Origin of the sequence: Pseudomonas sp. SCB32 (assembly GCF_009189165.1) — a bacterium.
GTDB lineage: Bacteria > Pseudomonadota > Gammaproteobacteria > Pseudomonadales > Pseudomonadaceae > Pseudomonas.
In genome coordinates, this window is sequence record NZ_CP045118.1 from 2,069,424 (window position 1) to 2,085,868 (window position 16,445).

Annotated in this window: 8 protein-coding genes; 1 reads left to right on the forward strand and 7 read right to left on the reverse strand. The window is 60.4% G+C overall.

From position 1 onward, the window contains the following. Positions 1–279 precede the first annotated feature (279 nt). Positions 280–6,972 carry a DUF3320 domain-containing protein gene (locus GA645_RS09865; RefSeq protein WP_152222235.1) on the reverse strand — a complete coding sequence of 2,231 codons (6,693 nt, stop codon included), beginning with the start codon at positions 6,970–6,972 and terminating at the stop codon, positions 280–282. Between the two features lie 733 nt (positions 6,973–7,705). On the opposite strand from GA645_RS09865, the gene GA645_RS09870 reads away from it, so the two are divergent. Continuing rightward, positions 7,706–9,595 carry a methyl-accepting chemotaxis protein gene (locus GA645_RS09870; protein ID WP_152222237.1) on the forward strand — a complete coding sequence of 630 codons (1,890 nt, stop codon included), beginning with the start codon at positions 7,706–7,708 and terminating at the stop codon, positions 9,593–9,595. A 42-nt stretch (positions 9,596–9,637) separates the two neighbouring features. On the opposite strand, the gene GA645_RS09875 is transcribed toward GA645_RS09870, so the two are convergent. From GA645_RS09875 to GA645_RS09900, 6 genes are all read right to left on the reverse strand, one after another. Next, complete coding sequence (locus tag GA645_RS09875; RefSeq protein ID WP_152222239.1) at positions 9,638–10,480, reverse strand: MurR/RpiR family transcriptional regulator; 843 nt, start codon at positions 10,478–10,480, stop codon at positions 9,638–9,640. Between the two features lie 201 nt (positions 10,481–10,681). Continuing rightward, on the reverse strand, positions 10,682–12,070 hold the full coding sequence (locus GA645_RS09880; protein ID WP_152228014.1) for an amino acid permease: 1,389 nt from the start codon (positions 12,068–12,070) through the stop codon (positions 10,682–10,684). A gap of 135 nt (positions 12,071–12,205) precedes the next feature. After that, positions 12,206–12,412 carry a hypothetical protein gene (locus GA645_RS09885; RefSeq protein ID WP_152222241.1) on the reverse strand — a complete coding sequence of 69 codons (207 nt, stop codon included), beginning with the start codon at positions 12,410–12,412 and terminating at the stop codon, positions 12,206–12,208. A gap of 53 nt (positions 12,413–12,465) precedes the next feature. Continuing rightward, positions 12,466–13,458 (reverse strand): D-2-hydroxyacid dehydrogenase, encoded by a 993-nt coding sequence (locus GA645_RS09890; RefSeq protein ID WP_152222243.1) that lies wholly within the window; start codon positions 13,456–13,458, stop codon positions 12,466–12,468. Positions 13,459–13,513: 55 nt separating this feature from the next. Next, entirely contained in the window at positions 13,514–14,905 is a 1,392-nt protein-coding gene (locus GA645_RS09895) for an aspartate aminotransferase family protein (protein ID WP_152222245.1), read from the reverse strand. Positions 14,906–14,921: 16 nt separating this feature from the next. Next, positions 14,922–16,394: an NAD-dependent succinate-semialdehyde dehydrogenase gene (locus GA645_RS09900; RefSeq protein WP_152222247.1), complete on the reverse strand. Its 1,473-nt coding sequence runs from the start codon at positions 16,392–16,394 to the stop codon at positions 14,922–14,924. Positions 16,395–16,445 lie beyond the last annotated feature (51 nt).

Below are 16,445 nucleotides of genomic sequence, written 5' to 3' on the forward strand. Positions count from 1 at the left end.
CCACCGTAGCCTGGGGCGCTGGCCTGGCGCCGTTCGTCCTTGGCAAACGTGATTGGCGTTTGAAACTGTCTATCGCTGAAGGGATAGACAGTTTGGCGCTTCTAGCCATGTTTCTCGCCGGGCTCCTGGATCTCAGGACTGGCCATCTCCCGCGAACGCCCGCTTCTGGCCGATTGCAGCCGGTGACGATGGGCAGCTTCCGGCCAAAAGCAGCCAGCCAGAGACCTGAGGCACCAACCAGCAAGTGAGGCGACGGAGAAACCTCCGCCGTCTCAATCTTTACAGAGCGGCAGCCTGATTCACGTTCGCAATGACCTGTTCGAGTCGCTGCTTGCTCTGTGCAGAGACTTTCTGCAGCCCTATAGCACGTGCCATGGCATAGAGCAGGTTATCGACCAGTTCCCCGCGCGCCAGGGCTTCTCGCGCCAGAGCTTCAAGCTCCTTCTGACTGATCTCATCCACGGCGCGTAGGCTGTCACTATCGGCAGCCTTTCGGAACGATACTGCGCTGTCATCTTCGAGATGGGATGGCCAATAGAAGTCGCCGACATCTTCTACCGTTTTGCGGTGCGACTTCTCCGCTAGCCGGCTGACGCGTTCCCGAATTCGATTGCCCGTGCGTACCCAGCCATGCGCCCGTGCAATCCGCTGAGCCAGGATAACGTCAAGCACTGGGCCCTCATGGACCACGACGTGAGCGATCATGGCGGTCAGGACGTCGTTGTAATGCTCCTCGAAGAATGCATCCGGGTCGACGGACGCAACGGCGGCAAGCGGATCGACCTTACGGTACACTGCCGACTGCTGTTCACGTATGGCACCAGAAGTGGGGGTAAATGCCCTCGCATATTGGTTGCTGACCGGAGGGGCGTCGGCCACGCTGCCAGCAGGCAGGGCAATCTCCTCTATCGGTGGGGCGTCTTCGCTGGTGACCTCTACTTCCTCTTCCATCACGTCAGAGTGGTGTGCCAAATCGGCTTGCGCACTGGCGTGGCGGGCACGGCTTTCAGTCAGCAAAGCTTCCAGGCGCTCATGGAGTTTTTCGGCGGTTCCGATGGGGTTGATCCACCAGTCGGTCGACCAGACACGCAATATCTCCCAGCCGAGACCACGTAGCACCTGCTCGCGGAGCTTGTCGCGGTCTCGGGCCGTGGCGCTGCGATGATAGGTGGCACCGTCACATTCAACGCCCGCGAGGTAGCGGCCTGGGGCGTCCGGATGAACCACGGCGAGGTCAATCCGGAACGCAGAGACGCCAATCTGCGTCGCAACATGCCAGCCCTTGCGGCCCAACGCTTTGGCGACTTGTTCCTCGAAGGGGCTGTCGAAGCTCCCAAGACTATCAGCGGTCGCCTCGATGATTGCGCGCGGACCGCGCTCGGCGAATTCGAGAAAGTGCTTCATGTCTCGCACGCCGATGGACTGGGTACGGGCCAGATCGATGAGGTCCGGGCTGATGGTGGAGAACACGAGTAGCTCATGGCGAGCGCGGGTAACCGCAACGTTCAAGCGGCGTTCACCACCTGGACGGTTCATCGGCCCGAAGCTCATGGCCATATGGCCTGCGGCATCTCGGCCATAGGTGATGGAGAAGTAGATGATGTCTCGCTCATCGCCCTGCACGCTTTCCAGATTCTTGATGAAAACCGGTTCCAATTGCGTATCGGCAAAGTAGCTCTCGAGTGAGGAGTCCTTGCGCCGCTCGGCATCAAGCAGGTCTTCAATGAGGCGCTGCTGCTCGCCGTTGAAGGTAACGACGCCGAAGGTTAGCTTGTTTTCTTTAACCTCGCGGGTGCGCAGGCGTGCCACGAGATGTGCCACTAGGGCTTTTGCTTCGCCCAGGTTGGTGCGTGAGCCGCCCCTGTCATAGACGCCTTGAACGATGCTCAGGCTTACCGCTCGATCTGAAGTGACCGGTGCCGGGAAGGTGACCAGATTGCCTTTGTAGTACCGATGGTTGGAGAAAGCGATCAGGCTTTCGTGCCGGCTGCGGTAGTGCCAATTTAGATCGAGCGTTGGCAGGTTTGCACTCAGGCACTCGTCCAGGATGCTCTCCAGATCCGGTTCTATATCATCGTCTTCATTCGTCGTTTCAGCGCGATCGAAGAAAGAGGTTGGTGGCATCTGCTTCGGGTCGCCAACCATGATCACCTGGCGTCCCCGTGCGATGGCGCCGATGGCATCCCACACCGGAATTTGTGAGGACTCGTCGAAAATGACCACGTCGAACACAGTCGATGTCGTCGAAAGGTATTGTGCAATGGATAGTGGGCTCATCAGCATGCACGGCGTGAGTTTTGCCAGGGCGGATGGAATCGTCGACATCAGTTCACGAAGTGGCTTGTGCCGAGTTTTCTTCGAAATTTCGTGGCGCAGTACGCCCCATTCCGAGGCTTGAGTGACGCTGTCGGAAGTCGGCAGTCCTGCACACAGGCGAGCTCGCAGCAAGTCTCGGGTGAGCGCGGTAAGTTGCTCGTCGAGCGCGCGGAAATCTCGGATGCGTTGTTCATGCTCAACGCTGACGAAGTTGCGAATAGTCGGCTCTTGGTCGACCGTCGCATTCAACCACCAGCGAGCATAGTTGGCTTGGAACACTTTCTTGATCGTGCCTTGAGCAAGGAGTCCATCTTCAAGGGCTTGTATGAGCGGTCGGAGCCCCAGCCCGGATGCTTCGTCGCGGACTTTGCACCATGCGCTCCAAGCATGCAGGCTGTGCTCGGCCTGGACGATACCTTCACACTGCTGACGTAGCGCGTCTAGGGAATGGCTGCCAATACGTTCTGCGCCTTCGATACTGAATTTCCCAGCCGAGGCCAGTCGCTCCAGGCTGCTATTGAGCTTTGCCGAGGAATCCAGGTACTGCCGACCATACTGGTTAACCAGCCCTTGCGGTTCGAGGAGGGCGTTGCCATCACCCAGTAGCTGCGTCAACGCCGACTTCAGGGGGGTGATTTCATCGGGGGTACGTGCCAGCTGGGAAATGGCGGTTGCGATGTGCCCTTGGAAATTCACTGCGGCCAAGGCCACGTCTGTCTTGGTGTGCAAACCGGTCCAGGTGCCGGATGTGAGGTCACGCAGCTCAGCGTATTCCTTCAGACTCCGTTCGCTGTTTGCCCGCTGTTCGAGCAAGTTGTGCTGTGCCTGAAGTGCCGGCCCACACTTGCCGCTGGCGATCAGGTCATGGTCCTGTTCCAGGCACCCTTCTTCGACTATCGCACGACGTTCTTTCTGGAATGCAATCGCGGCAGCGAGATTGGTTTTACTCGTTTTGAGACCCTGCCATAGGCCTGCGTCGGCTAACTTCAGAGACTCGCCGTGGGCAGTAATTTTCCGCTCAAGCACACGTTGTTCACGCATCGCATCAAGTGTGCCCTTCAGCGCAGGGCCGGCCGCACCCTGACTGATCAGTTCAAAGCCTACATCCTCCCAGCCACGGTTCTCCTTGGCTGCTTGAATGGCGACTTGAAGCGTTTTCACCTGGTGGATTACAGCCGGATCTGAGTTCGCTCCCCGCCAGAACTCGGCGGTTTCGGAACCGAGCCGCAGGCCTTCTATCTGCTGACGCCCAGTCCGTATTGAGATCAAGTTCTGGAGGTCGGCGGGGATGTTGGCTTCGGAGTTACCGTCGATGACCTGACTCAGTTGCTGCTTGATCCGCCGCTTACCCAACCAGGATTTAGGCCAGAACGATTGGTCGGCCTGGTTCCATTCGTCAAGTAACGCGGCGACATCCAGATCTTCAATGCCAGTGCCATAGGTAACCGATAGGCACTGATGCAATGCTGCGATTTCGTCAAACAGCTTGAGTGCCTGTGACAGCACGACCATGGTCGGAACGGGGAGTGGCTCCGGCAACGACTGCGTCAGCCGGGTGTGCTGTTCAAGAAGCTCCAAGCCATCCTTGCATGCAGTAATCGTGGTTTGCGACCAGGGCGCTGGGAGCTTGCCGTTGATCTCGCGATGCAGGGTTACCAGATCACAGCCTTGTTGTAGGCGCTGTGCAACTAGGCGGGCATCTGGCCTAAGGGCAAATCGCCAATCCTGTCCGGCTGCCTGGGGCAGGGTGGTGGCGAGAGCGGAGAGGCCGTCGCGCACAGTAAGAGTGAGCTCTGCGTTGGGGATGTTGGCTGCCCCAATGAAGTTTGCTGCGTCCTTTGCAGTCGAATTGATCGTCGGGATAACCTCGCGCGCGGCTAGGATTACCTGCTGCTGCCAAGTTGGTGACCAATCGTGCTGGCTAATAGCGCCAAGGGGGTGTTCGGTCAGCTTGTGGTACCCAATTGATTGCGCATTTACTTCCAGCCGATCAGTGATTTCCAGCAGGCGATGCAACGCCTCTCGGTCGTGCATCAGCGGTGTGGGCCATGACAGCGAAATGACGGGCAGGTCTTGGCCGGCGATGGTGGCGCCGATTGCGTCGTAGATGCTCAGCCCATTTGGGTAGCGATGGTGCAATCGATCGACGTAGATGTTTAGGCCCGTGCGCAGCGACTCAAGGCGTTCGGCCTCGACTTTCCAGGTCTCAGTGTCCGCGTTGCCGCGGGCCTGCCACGCGGAATTGAGTTGCGACAGCACATCCGTCTTGCTCGCCTTATTGGAGTGGACCTCCAGGCAGAACTCGCCTAGCCCCACTTCGCGTAGGCGGCGGTACACCACATTGAGCGCTGCGATCTTCTCCGAGACGAAAAGCACGCGCTTATCTTCGGCGATGAACTGGGCGATCATGTTCACGATGGTTTGGCTTTTGCCGGTCCCCGGCGGCCCGATCAGGACGAAGTCCTTCTGCTGTGACGCAGCCAGCACCGCCGACAGCTGTGAAGAGTCATAGGGCAGGGGGCAGAAAACCTGCTTCGGACTGTACTCTGCGTCGAGCCTGTTGCTGGCAGGGAAGGGGGTATTGGTGGCTGAGACATACGCGTCGCGGGGCGTATCCAGCAGATGACGCACCACTGGGTTGTCCCGCAGAGCATCGGTGCGCTCGGTGAGATCCTTCCACATCAGATATTTGGCGAAGGAAAACATTGAGAGAACAACGTCCTCACTCACTTCCCAGCCTTTGATGTCCTTGACTGCATGCGCGACATTGCGCCAGATCGCATCGATGTCCAGGCCCGATTCGTCTCGCGGCAACTCGCCCTCGGCAACGCCAAGGTTCAGATCGTAGTCCTGGCGCAGCATTTCGATCAGGGTCGGGTTAAAGCGTGGTTCGTCGTCATGCAGGATGATCGTAAAGCCCGAGCGCGCACTTTTCCGCTCCAGCGTCACCGGAATCAGGATCAGCGGTGCACGATAGCGTTGGTTGTCCCGATCCTCCCGTGTCCATGAAAGGAATCCAAGAGCGAGGAACAGGGTGTTGGCACCTCCTTCCTGAAGGTTGGTCCTGGCTCCCCGGTACAGCTCGATCAAGCGGCTGTCGAGTTCTGCTTGTGACAGGGCGATGAATACCTCATTGCGCTTAAGCGCATCCAGGGCGTGTTGCCTCCGAACGTTTTCGTGCTCACGGGCTTCGTAAAGCTCCTTGTCGCGCGGATCCGCGCCATCCATCAGATCCGGTCGTATCATCAGTTTGATTTGCTTGCCGGTGGCTAACAAATCTTCCAGCGCACCTGGGCTAGGTGCCTCCAGCTTCAGCGCTTTTTTCCCGGCTTTGAAATTGAGCAGGTTGTTTCGTAGAGACAGGTCGAGCAGCTTGCGCTGCCAGCGACCGAGACGATCCCGAGGGTCGAGGCCGGCGACATCCACGGTGTCCGCGACATCGCTCGGTAAGGCCATGGGCGCTTCGATCTCGGGGGCAACCACTGGGGTGGTTTCTTCTTGAGCGGCACCACTGCCATGAACCTGCGCATCGCCGCTGGCCATTGGCTTGATTCGCTGCAATCGTGCTCGACGAATGTCCAACGCCATTTCGAACGAACTCTCTTTACCTTCGGCAAGGTGATCTGCCCCACGTTCGATGGCGTAACGCAACCCCACCGAAGGGCGCTGGGTTACGAGGGTGGTTTCGAACAGCACGAGTTCGTTGAGCTTCATGCGCTTGCGCAGCGCGGTGATATCGTCGACGACAGTTGTCGTGAACTCTTCGTTCTTCAGCCATACGCCGGCAAACGCGTGGCCATGCGTAAAGATGATCAGAGGATTAAGGCCTGCTTGCTCAAGTAGGGCACAAAACAGCATGGTGGTGTCGAAGCAGGTCGCAAGACCGTGCTCAGCCAGGTGGCTGGGGCTTCGCACTTTCTGCCCGTCTCTTTCGAAACTGGCCGGCGGTAGCGCATAGTCCAGCCCCATGGACACTACCGTACTCCAGACTGCGGAAACGATTTCCCAGGCATGCTCTGAGCCGCTGGTATAACCATCGAGAGCGGCGCTCTTGCCGTTCTTACGCAGCAGTTCGGCCGCCTTCTTAAGCAGGGCTTCCACGGCCAGATCGTTGGGCTGCACGAACGCGGCCGTTAATTCCGGAAGATGGGCCAGTCCCCCCCACTGATTCCGTGGTAATACCTCCAGCCGGAGTTCAGTCTGAGCAATGACTGTGCGGGGCTCTGCAGGAGAGTCGGCTCTGCAGGTCAGGACGAAGTTGAGCGTCGAGTGCTCGGCCTCGGTCAGTTTGGCGAGCATGCCTCCATCGACGGCTAGGTCGAGTCCTGGAATTTGCCGAAAAGCCTTCGCCGCGAGCTCAGAGATATGCCAGGTTTTTGGCTTGAAAACTGCTGGATCGGAGGACAGCGTAAGCTCTAGATCGCTGTACCTCGTTGTGGTTTCGTTGATGACGCGTAGTTCACGGATAAGTGGAACAGCATTCTGATAGTCGGCGAGGTTGAGCTTGGCGACGACGGTGGTTTGGATCTTCACCGTTTTGACTGGCGCCGGTTCGATTGGCGAAGTGTCTTCCACAATCAAAGGCTCGGAGATTGGGGTAGCTACCTCATGGCTGGGCTGGTCACTACTTCCACTCTCAACTACATCGTCGCTCATCTGAGCCTCCCTGGCGCTTAGGGTCAGCCATTAGCCAAGCTGAGCCTTCTTGATTAGTTTCGGTACGTGCTTGCTGCAACGCTCTCAGCGAGCCAGCTCAATAAAAAAACTAGCTGGCGGATTGCAGGCTGCTCGACTGTAGGTCAAACGCGTGCAGTGGAATCTAGTTGTTTCCCTGCGCATGCATTTCGCCACTATAAAGGCATTCGGCGTGATGGTAGCTATTTCGTGGGGATTGAGGCCATGGGCTGAATTCAGCGGGCGGGAAGTACGCCCATTGAGGCCACACTAGACCGTCCGCTATTGGCCGATTGCTACCGCTGGCGAGAGGCAGCTTCCGACCCGAAGCAATGGGATGGACTCCCCCTCACCTCGGCACCTTCAGTCTGGCACTCAAGGTGCCGAGGTGAGGGGGAGTCCATATACAGATATTCAGTATTCATCTTTGACCGAAGACGACTGTCGACGACTGCTCGCTCTGCGACTATTGGATGGCGCCATGTGTCGTTCGTTGCGAATGCGGTCCCATTTCTTGTCCTGTGCTTCGTCACGACAAGGCCCGAACGAAATATCAGCGGGATGATCGGGCCTGTATTGGGTTCTTTGCACTAACAGGGGCTTTCAGGAGACTTATCTGCGATTTGGCTGGGTATTTTGCCGCCAATCCTCACTGGATAACCGGAGAATCTAACCAGCTCCGGCCTAAGCAAGCATGCCCCTGGAATCGCGCCATATGATGAAGTGCTTTACGTTCAGCCACAAAGTCCTTCTGGCTGCCTCACTGGTCGTTTTTTCCGCCTTCACCCTGTTCAGTCTCTACAACGACTTTCACCAACGAAGCGCTATCCGTACCAATCTCGAGACTCACCTGAGCGAGATCGGTGTGCTTGCCGGGAACAATGTGGCTAATTGGCTTGAAGGTCGTATTTTGCTTGTCGAACAGACCGGCCAGAGCATCTCGCGCGATAGTGATTCAGCCTCGCTCGGCACTCTACTGGAGCATGAGGTGCTGTCATCCACCTTCGGCTTCATTTATCTGGGTCAGGCCAATGGCGTTTTCACCCAGCGGCCAGACGAAGAAATGCCCTCCGGATACGACCCGCGAGACCGCCCCTGGTACAAGGCTGCCCTGGCCGCCGGCGGGACCACCCTGACGGAGCCTTATGTCGACAGCAACACAGGAGAGTCGACCATTACCATCGCCACGCCCGTACGCTCTGCCGGCAAGACCATCGGTGTAGTCGGTGGCGACATTGGCCTGAAGACCCTGGTGCAGATCATCAACTCGCTGGACTTCAGCGGCATGGGCTACGCCTTCCTGGTCAGCGGTGACGGCAAGATCCTCGTGCACCCGGACAAGAACCTGGTGATGAAGACCCTGGCCGAGGTCTACCCGCAGAACACCCCGCGCATCGGCGCCGGCTTCAGCGAGGCCGAACTGGACGGCCATACGCGCATCCTCAGCTTCACCCAGGTGCAGGGGCTGCCCTCGGTGAACTGGTACATCGGCCTGTCCATCGACAAGGACGCGGCCTACGCAATGCTGAGCAAGTTCCGCGCCTCGGCCATCATTGCCGCAGCCATCGCCATCGTCGCCATCCTGCTCCTGCTGGGCATGCTGATCCGCGTGCTGATGGCCCCGCTGACCGACATGGGCCGCGCCATGCAGGACATCGCCCAGGGCGACGGCGACCTCACCCAGCGCCTGAAGGTCGCCAGCAACGACGAGTTCGGCGTGCTGGCCAACGCCTTCAACCGCTTCGTCGAGCGCATCCACGAATCCATCCGCGAAGTGGCCTCCACCGCGCGCAGCCTGCACGACGTTTCGCAGCTGGTGGTCAACGCCTCCAACTCGTCCATGAGCAACTCCGACGAGCAGGCCAACCGCACCAACAGCGTGGCTGCCGCGATCAACGAGCTGGGCGCCGCCGCCCAGGAAATCGCCCGCAACGCCGCCGATGCCTCGCACCACGCCACCGACGCCTCGCACCAGGCCGGCGATGGCCGCCAGGTGGTCGAGCAGACCATCAGCGCGATGAACCAACTGTCCGACAAGATCAGCTCGGCCTGCGCCAACATCGAAGCGCTGAACAGCCGCACGGTGAACATCGGGCAGATCCTCGAAGTGATCAAGGGCATCTCCGAGCAGACCAACCTGCTGGCCCTGAACGCCGCCATCGAAGCGGCCCGCGCCGGGGAAGCCGGCCGTGGCTTCGCCGTGGTCGCCGACGAGGTGCGCAACCTGGCGCACCGTGCCCAGGAATCGGCGCAGCAGATCCAGAAGATGATCGAAGAACTGCAGGTCGGCGCCCGCGAAGCCGTGGACACCATGACCGAGAGCCAGCGCTACAGCCTGGAAAGCGTGGAGATCGCCAACCGCGCTGGCGAGCGCCTGGCCAGCGTCACCCACCGCATCGGCGAGATCGACTCGATGAACCAGTCGGTGGCCACCGCCACCGAGGAGCAGACCGCCGTGGTCGACTCGCTGAACATGGACATCACCGAGATCAACACCCTGAACCAGGAAGGCGTGGAGAACCTGCAGGCGACCCTGCGCGCCTGCGCCGACCTGGAGAACCAGGCCGGGCGTCTGCGGCAGCTGGTGGACAGCTTCCGCATCTAGACCTTCGCCTGCCCCTCGAACGAGGCAGAAGCGAGAATGGGATTAACGAGGCGGCTTCGCCGTGGAGCCTCTCAGCGCCTCCAGCCGCTGGAGCCGTCGGGAGGCTTTGTCGCCAAGTGCCTTCAAGAGATGCATGGCGAAGTACTCCACCTGCGCCATGGCGGGAACCAGCGTGTCGTAGGCCGAGCCGGAGACGATATCCGACACGACGACGTGGCTGCTTAAATCCGCAATGGGGGACAGCCACTTGTCAGTGAACAGCACCAAGGTGGCGCCTTGTTCGCTGGCAAGTTTGCCCAGGTGAAGGGTATCGGGCTGATAGCGCCGGTAGTCGAAGATGACGACGATGTCCTTGCGTGAGACATCGACGATGGCATCCAGGTCCTGCGTCGGGTTGCGCCCGAGGATCTCGGTGTTCCCGCGTATTTCGCGCAGGTGGGAGTAGAGGTATTCGGCCAGCGGTTGGCTGAATCGGCCGCCACGAATGTAGATCCGGCGATTGAGGTCAGCCAGCAACCGAACCACATCGGCGGCCTGGGTGGCTTCGTTGATTCCCGATTCGACCAAGGTGCCCAGCTCCCGTCCGAACACGTTATCGGCGTCGTCGTGCGTGTGGTCGATCAGTTTCAACGGAGAGCTGAGCTTGAGTTCCAGCTCGTTCAGCCACGCATTCTGGAATTCCGGAAAGCCTGAGTACCCGAGCTTCACCGCGAAGCGCAGGACTGTCGGTGCACTCACATTCGCTTGTTTGGCGAGTTGATGAATCGAGCCTAGTGCGACCACCGGGCTGGGGCCGGTCAGCAGCCTGACCAGCTTGCGCTCGCTTGGAGTGAAGGAGGGACTGCTGTCCTGTATCTGCTGTCGTATCGATCGCTGAGACGTCATATCTGGAGTCTGTGGTTACGCACATGTGGCACGCCGATTATGGGCGGGCCGGAAGTCTTGCTTGGATTGTCCTCCTGCAAACTACCAACTTTTGGGCCTTGAGTGCGAGTGTCGCGTCCAGGCTCCTGCTCTTGAAGCAAGGGCTGGAAAAAGCCCGGCAGGGCGCCGGGCGTTAGTGGGAGGAGTCGGGAGCCTCTGCCTCTAGGCGCCCGCCGGCTCGGCGGGCGCTACCTTGACCCGGTACTTGAAGAGGTAGATGAAGGCCAGCCAGCCGAACCAGGCAGGCATGAGGGTCAGGGCGGCCCGAGTATCCGGCTGCAAGGTGAGCAGCCAGAGGGTGAAGATGAAGAAGCCGATGCAGAGGATGCTCAGCGGGACGCCAAACGGCATCTTGAAGCTCGATGCGAGATGCAGGTCCGGGCGCTGCCTGCGGTAAACCAGGTAGGTGACCAGGATCAGCGTCCAGATGAAGATCAGCAGGGTGGATGCGACGGTAGACACCAGCGTGAAGACCGTCATGACCTCCGGGATGAAGATCAGCAGGCCCGCCCCGATCGAGATGCACAGGCAGGAGAACAGCAGGCTGCTGCCGGGCACCCTGGACCGGGTGGTGCCGTTGAAAAGGCCGGGAGCCTGTTGCGCCGAGGCCATGCCGAACAGGGTCCTGCTCGTGCAGAAGACGCCACTGTTGGCGGCGGAGATGGACGAGGTCGTCAGCACCAGGTTGATGAAGCCGGCGGCCAAGGGCAGGCCCGACAGCAGGAAGAGTTGAACGAACGGACTGCGCTCGGGGGAGATCTGGCTCCAGGAGCAGACGCCGATGATGCAGGCCAGGGACAGGACGTAGAAGATCATGACCCTGATCGGTACCGCGTTGATGGCCTTGGGCAGGGTCTTGTGCGGGTTCTCCGCTTCAGCGGCGGTAGTCCCGATCATCTCGATACCGGCGAAGGAGAAAATGGCGATCTGGAATCCGGCGAAGAACCCGGCGACGCCATGGGGCAGGAAGGCATCGCGATCCACCAGGTGGGCAAACGAAGACTGCACGCCATTGGGTGAGGTGAAAGAGGTGCCGATCAGGATCAGGCCGGAAACGATCAGTGCGACGACCGCGACCACCTTCACCAGGGTGCACCAGAACTCGATTTCGCCAAAGACCTTGACCGTCACCAGATTCAGTGCGAGGAGGGCGATGAGGATCGACATGGCCGGAGCCCAGGCCGGCAGCTCGGGGAACCAGTACTGGATATAACCCCCGATGACGACGCAGTCAGCGGTTGCCGCGACGATCCAGGTCAGCCAGTACGACCAGCCGATGAAAAAGCCGGCCCAGGGACCGAGGTAGTCCGCGCAGAAGTCCGCGAAGGTCCTGTAGTTCAGGTTGGACAGCAGCAGCTCCCCCATGGCGCGCATGACGAAGAAGAGCACCATGCCGATCATGAAATAGGTGAGGACGATGGAGGTGCCCGAGGTGCTGATGGTCTTGCCGGCACCCATGAAGAGCCCGGAGCCGATCGCTCCGCCCAGTGCAATGAATTGAACGTGACGATTGGAGAGGCCCCGGTGCAAATCCGTGGATGCGTCATTCATGCACACAGGGGCGGGGAGGTCTTGTTTGTGGGGGGTACTCATTCCTACTTCCGTCTATCTATTTGTACTTGTGTAAAGGCGAATAGGCGCGGGGAGCTTTCGCCCCGCGCCTGGGCAGGTGCTTGGTTTCCGGTGTCAAAGGCCGTTCGAGATGTGTCGGACGATCGTCAGTGGGTCCGGGCTGTTGATGATCGAGTACATCAGGTGCCGCCGTTGCCGGGGGAGGCGCTCGGCACAGCGCTTTGCGGTTTGCCGGATGGACTGCGCGGAGCCGTAGATTTTCTGGCTCAGAAGCAGCGCTACGATGGCATCGAGCGTTGTGAATGGAATCTTTCTGGCCATGCCTGTCCTGTCCCGGTGTGTCGTTGCCCGTAATTGGTGATGTGCGTGCTATGTCAGTAGTCGCAGTGAAAGTCGACTTGCCCCTTCAGCGCCTGGCCCTGTCTGTACCGCGACAGGTTCTCCAGGAACTGCCTGGCCATCAGGTTGGGAACCAGAGGGCCCGCAACATGGGCGGTGATGGTCAGGCGTGGTGTTGTCCAGAAAGGGTGCTGGCGAGGCAGGGGTTCTTCCCTGAACACGTCCAGCACCGCCCAGGCGAGACGCCCATCGGCCAGGGCGGAGATCAGGGCCTGGTCGACGACCGAAGTGCCACGTCCGGCATTGATGAACACGGCGTTCGGATTGACCGCGTGAAAGAAGCGCTCGTCGAAGATGTCGGCGGTTTCCGGCGTGTCCGGCAGCAGGTTGATGATGAAATCCGAGGCGCCAGCGGCACTCAGGAGCTGGTCGGGGCCGATGATGCGATCGAATGCCGGATCAGCCTTGGCGCCCCTGGCCATGCCGGTGATCGTCACGCCGAACGGGCGGAGGAAGCGGGCCAGGTCGCAGCCTATTTCACCGGCTCCTGCAATCAGGACTCGGGCGCCGGAAAGCCCTGCGGGTGTCCCGGAGTCCCAGGTAGCCTGCGCCTGGCTTAGATCCCGACGTCGCAGGTGTTGCGTATGCGCGAGCAGGTGGGTCAGTGCGTACTCGGCTATCGCCTGCCCGAATACCCCGACGGCCCGGCTGAGTCGGTAGGACTTGGGCAAGCCGGGAGCCAGGAGCGGTTTGTAGCCGGCCCAGGTGGATTGAAGCCAGCGAGGCGAGTAGCCCAGCCTGAGCAGCGCCGCGGCACGATCGGGCTCGCCCAGCCATATCTCACAAGTTTCGACTTCGGCGGAGTTGCTGAGCTCCTCGATGATCCGGATTTCGGGAGCCGCCAACGCCAGTATCGATCGGATTTCGGCGGCGCGGGATTCCAGAAGTAGTACAGGAGTTGCCAATTTGACCTCGGCCGGAATTCCGGAAACGGTGGCGGCACATGCGCCAAGGGGCGGGTGATTCATACGGAAAAAAAAGGCCGGTTGAGCACCGGCCGAGAGGTGACAAGCAAGGGAGAACTTAGGCCTTCAGCTCATCCATGACGCTGAGTACGGCCTTCTGAGCAATGTCGATGATCTGATCCACCTCCTTCTCGGTAGTAACCAGTGGCGGGGCGAACCCCAGGATGTCGCCGTGAGGCATGGCGCGGGCGATCAGGTTGAGGTCGCGTGCAGCTTTCGATACGCGGGCACCGACTTTCAGGGCGGGGTCGAAGCGTGCCTTGGTTACCGGGTCGGCTACGAACTCGATGGCCGCCATCAGGCCGACACCGCGAACCTCACCCACGATCGGGAGATTGGCGAAGGTTTCCTGCATGGACTTCTGGAAGTACTCGCCGACGCGGCTGACGTGGCCCGGGATGTCTTCGTTCTCGACGATGTCCAGGACGGCGTTCGCGGCGGCGACACCGATCGGGTGGCCGGAGTAGGTGTAGCCATGGGAGAAAGCGCCTACGCGGTCTGCACCTTCTTCCATGACCTTGTAGACCTTCTCGCCTACGATCGATGCGGACAGCGGGGCGTAGGCAGAAGTGAGGCCCTTGGCGACGGTGATCAGGTCCGGCTCGATGCCGTACTTCTCGCAGCCGAACATGGCGCCGGTGCGGCCGAAACCGGTGATGACTTCATCGGCGATCAGCAGGATGTCGTACTTCTTCAGGACCGGCTGGATCGCGGCCCAGTAACCGGCCGGGGGCGGTGTGATGCCGCCGGTGCCCAGGACGGGCTCGGCGATGAATGCACCAATGGTGTCCGGGCCTTCGCTCAGGATCAGCTCTTCCAGCTCCCGCGCACGACGGGCGGAGAACTGTTCTTCGGTTTCGCCGGGCTCGGCGCCCCAGTAGTGATGCGGCACACCGGTGCGCAGGATGCCCGAGACCGGAAGATCCATGTAGTCGTGATAGAAGCTCATCCCGGTCATGGAGCCCGATACGACGGAGCAGCCGTGATAGCCACGATCGCGGGAGATGATTTTCTTCTTCTTCGGCAAGCCGCGCAGGTTGTTGTAGTACCAGACGATCTTGGCCTGGGTTTCGTTGGCATCGGAGCCGGACAGGCCGTAGAACACCTTGCTCATCTTGCCCGGCGCCATGCGGACCAGACGATCCGAGAGACGAGCCAGTTCGTCGGTCGTGTGCGCTGCGTAGGTATGGTAGTAGGCGAGCTTGTGGGCCTGGCGCGAGATCGCCTCCGCCACTTCCGTACGGCCGTAGCCGATGTTCATGCAGTACAGGCCGGCGAAGCCATCGATGTACTCGCGACCGGTCGCATCGGTGATGCGGATGCCCTTGCCCGTCTCGACGATGGTCGGGTCGCCCAGCTTGCCGCTGGCGAAGTCCTTCAGGTGGGTGAACGGGTGCAGTACGGAGCCACGGTCTTGAGCGGCGATGAGTTCTTGAGTGTGCTTATCCATTGTTGTTCTCCTTAGATTAAAGGCCGCCTACGCAGACGTATTTGAGCTCCATGTACTCAGCCAAACCGTGCCTGGAGCCTTCCCGGCCAAGGCCGGATTGTTTCCAGCCGCCAAAGGGGATTGGCGCGCCGGTAAATTTCGGGGTGTTCAGGGCGACCATGCCGTATTCGAGGCGGTCGGAGACCCGGGCCGCGCGGCGCAGGTCATTGGTGTAGACGTAAGCCGCCAGGCCGTACTCGGTGTCGTTCGCTCGCCGAACCACCTCGTCTTCGGTGTCGAAGGGCAGAACTGCAGCCACCGGGCCGAAGGTTTCCTCGAAAGTGATATCCATCTCGTCGGTCACGTCGGCCAGTACGGTCGGGGAGACGAAGCTGCTGCCCAGATCGTTTTCCATGCCGCCGGTGAGAACGCGAGCGCCCAGGGAGATCGCGTTGCCTATGTGATCGCGGCACTTGTTGGCCACGCTCACCCGGGTCATCGGGCCGATATCGACATCTTCTTCCAGGCCATGGCCCACCTTGAGGGCTGCGGTGGCTTCCGCGAATGCCTTCACGAACGGCTCATAGATGGAGCGCTGTACATAGATGCGGTTTGCCGCCAGGCAGTCCTGGCCGGAGGTCGCGAACTTCGCACCGATGCAGCCTTGCACCGCCTCTTCGATCGAGCTGTCGTCAAAGACGATGAAAGGCGCATGGCCACCCAGTTCAAGCGAGACTTTCTTCACTGTCTCGGCCGATTGGCGCAGGAGAATGCGGCCTACCTGGGTCGATCCGGTGAAGCTGAAGGCGCGCACTTCCGTTCGCTGCAGCAGCCTGGCCGAGAGCTTCGGTGCGTCGCCGGTGACGACCTGGAAGACGCCCGCCGGGATGCCGGCTTCTTGTCCAAGCTTGGCCAGGGCGAGCGCGGAGAGAGGGGTTTCCGGAGCGGGCTTGACGATCATGGGGCAGCCGGCCGCCAGCGCAGCACCAGCCTTGCGGGTGATCATTGCGCTCGGAAAGTTCCAGGGGGTGATCGCCGCAGTCACGCCAATGGGTTGCAGCTTGGTGGTCAACTGGCTGCCATCGAGGTGACTGGGGATCGACTCACCGTAGCTGCGCTCGGCTTCGGCGGCGAACCACTCAAGGAAATTGGCGCCATAGGCGATTTCGCCCAGGGACTCCTTGAAGGGCTTGCCTTGCTCGGCGGTCATGATGATCGCCAGGTCGTACGAATGTTCCCGGGTCAGCGCTGCCCAGCGACGCAGGATCGCCCCACGTTGAGCTGGAGGCGTGTCGCGCCAGGACTCGAACGCTTCGGTCGCGGCATCGACCGCCTTGTCGATCCAGCCTTCGCTGCAATGGGCAACCTGGGCAATGGTCTCGCTGGTTGCCGGGTCGACTACCGCCAGACAGGTTTCACCTTCGATCCACTGCCCATCGATGTAGGCACGTTTTTCCAGAAGGTCGGGGCGGCGCAACTTCTCGAGCGCAGCCTTGGCAAGGTTTTTCATGTTGTGGGCCTCAACGCCAGACGGGTGTTTATGGAGGCCATTCTAGGAATC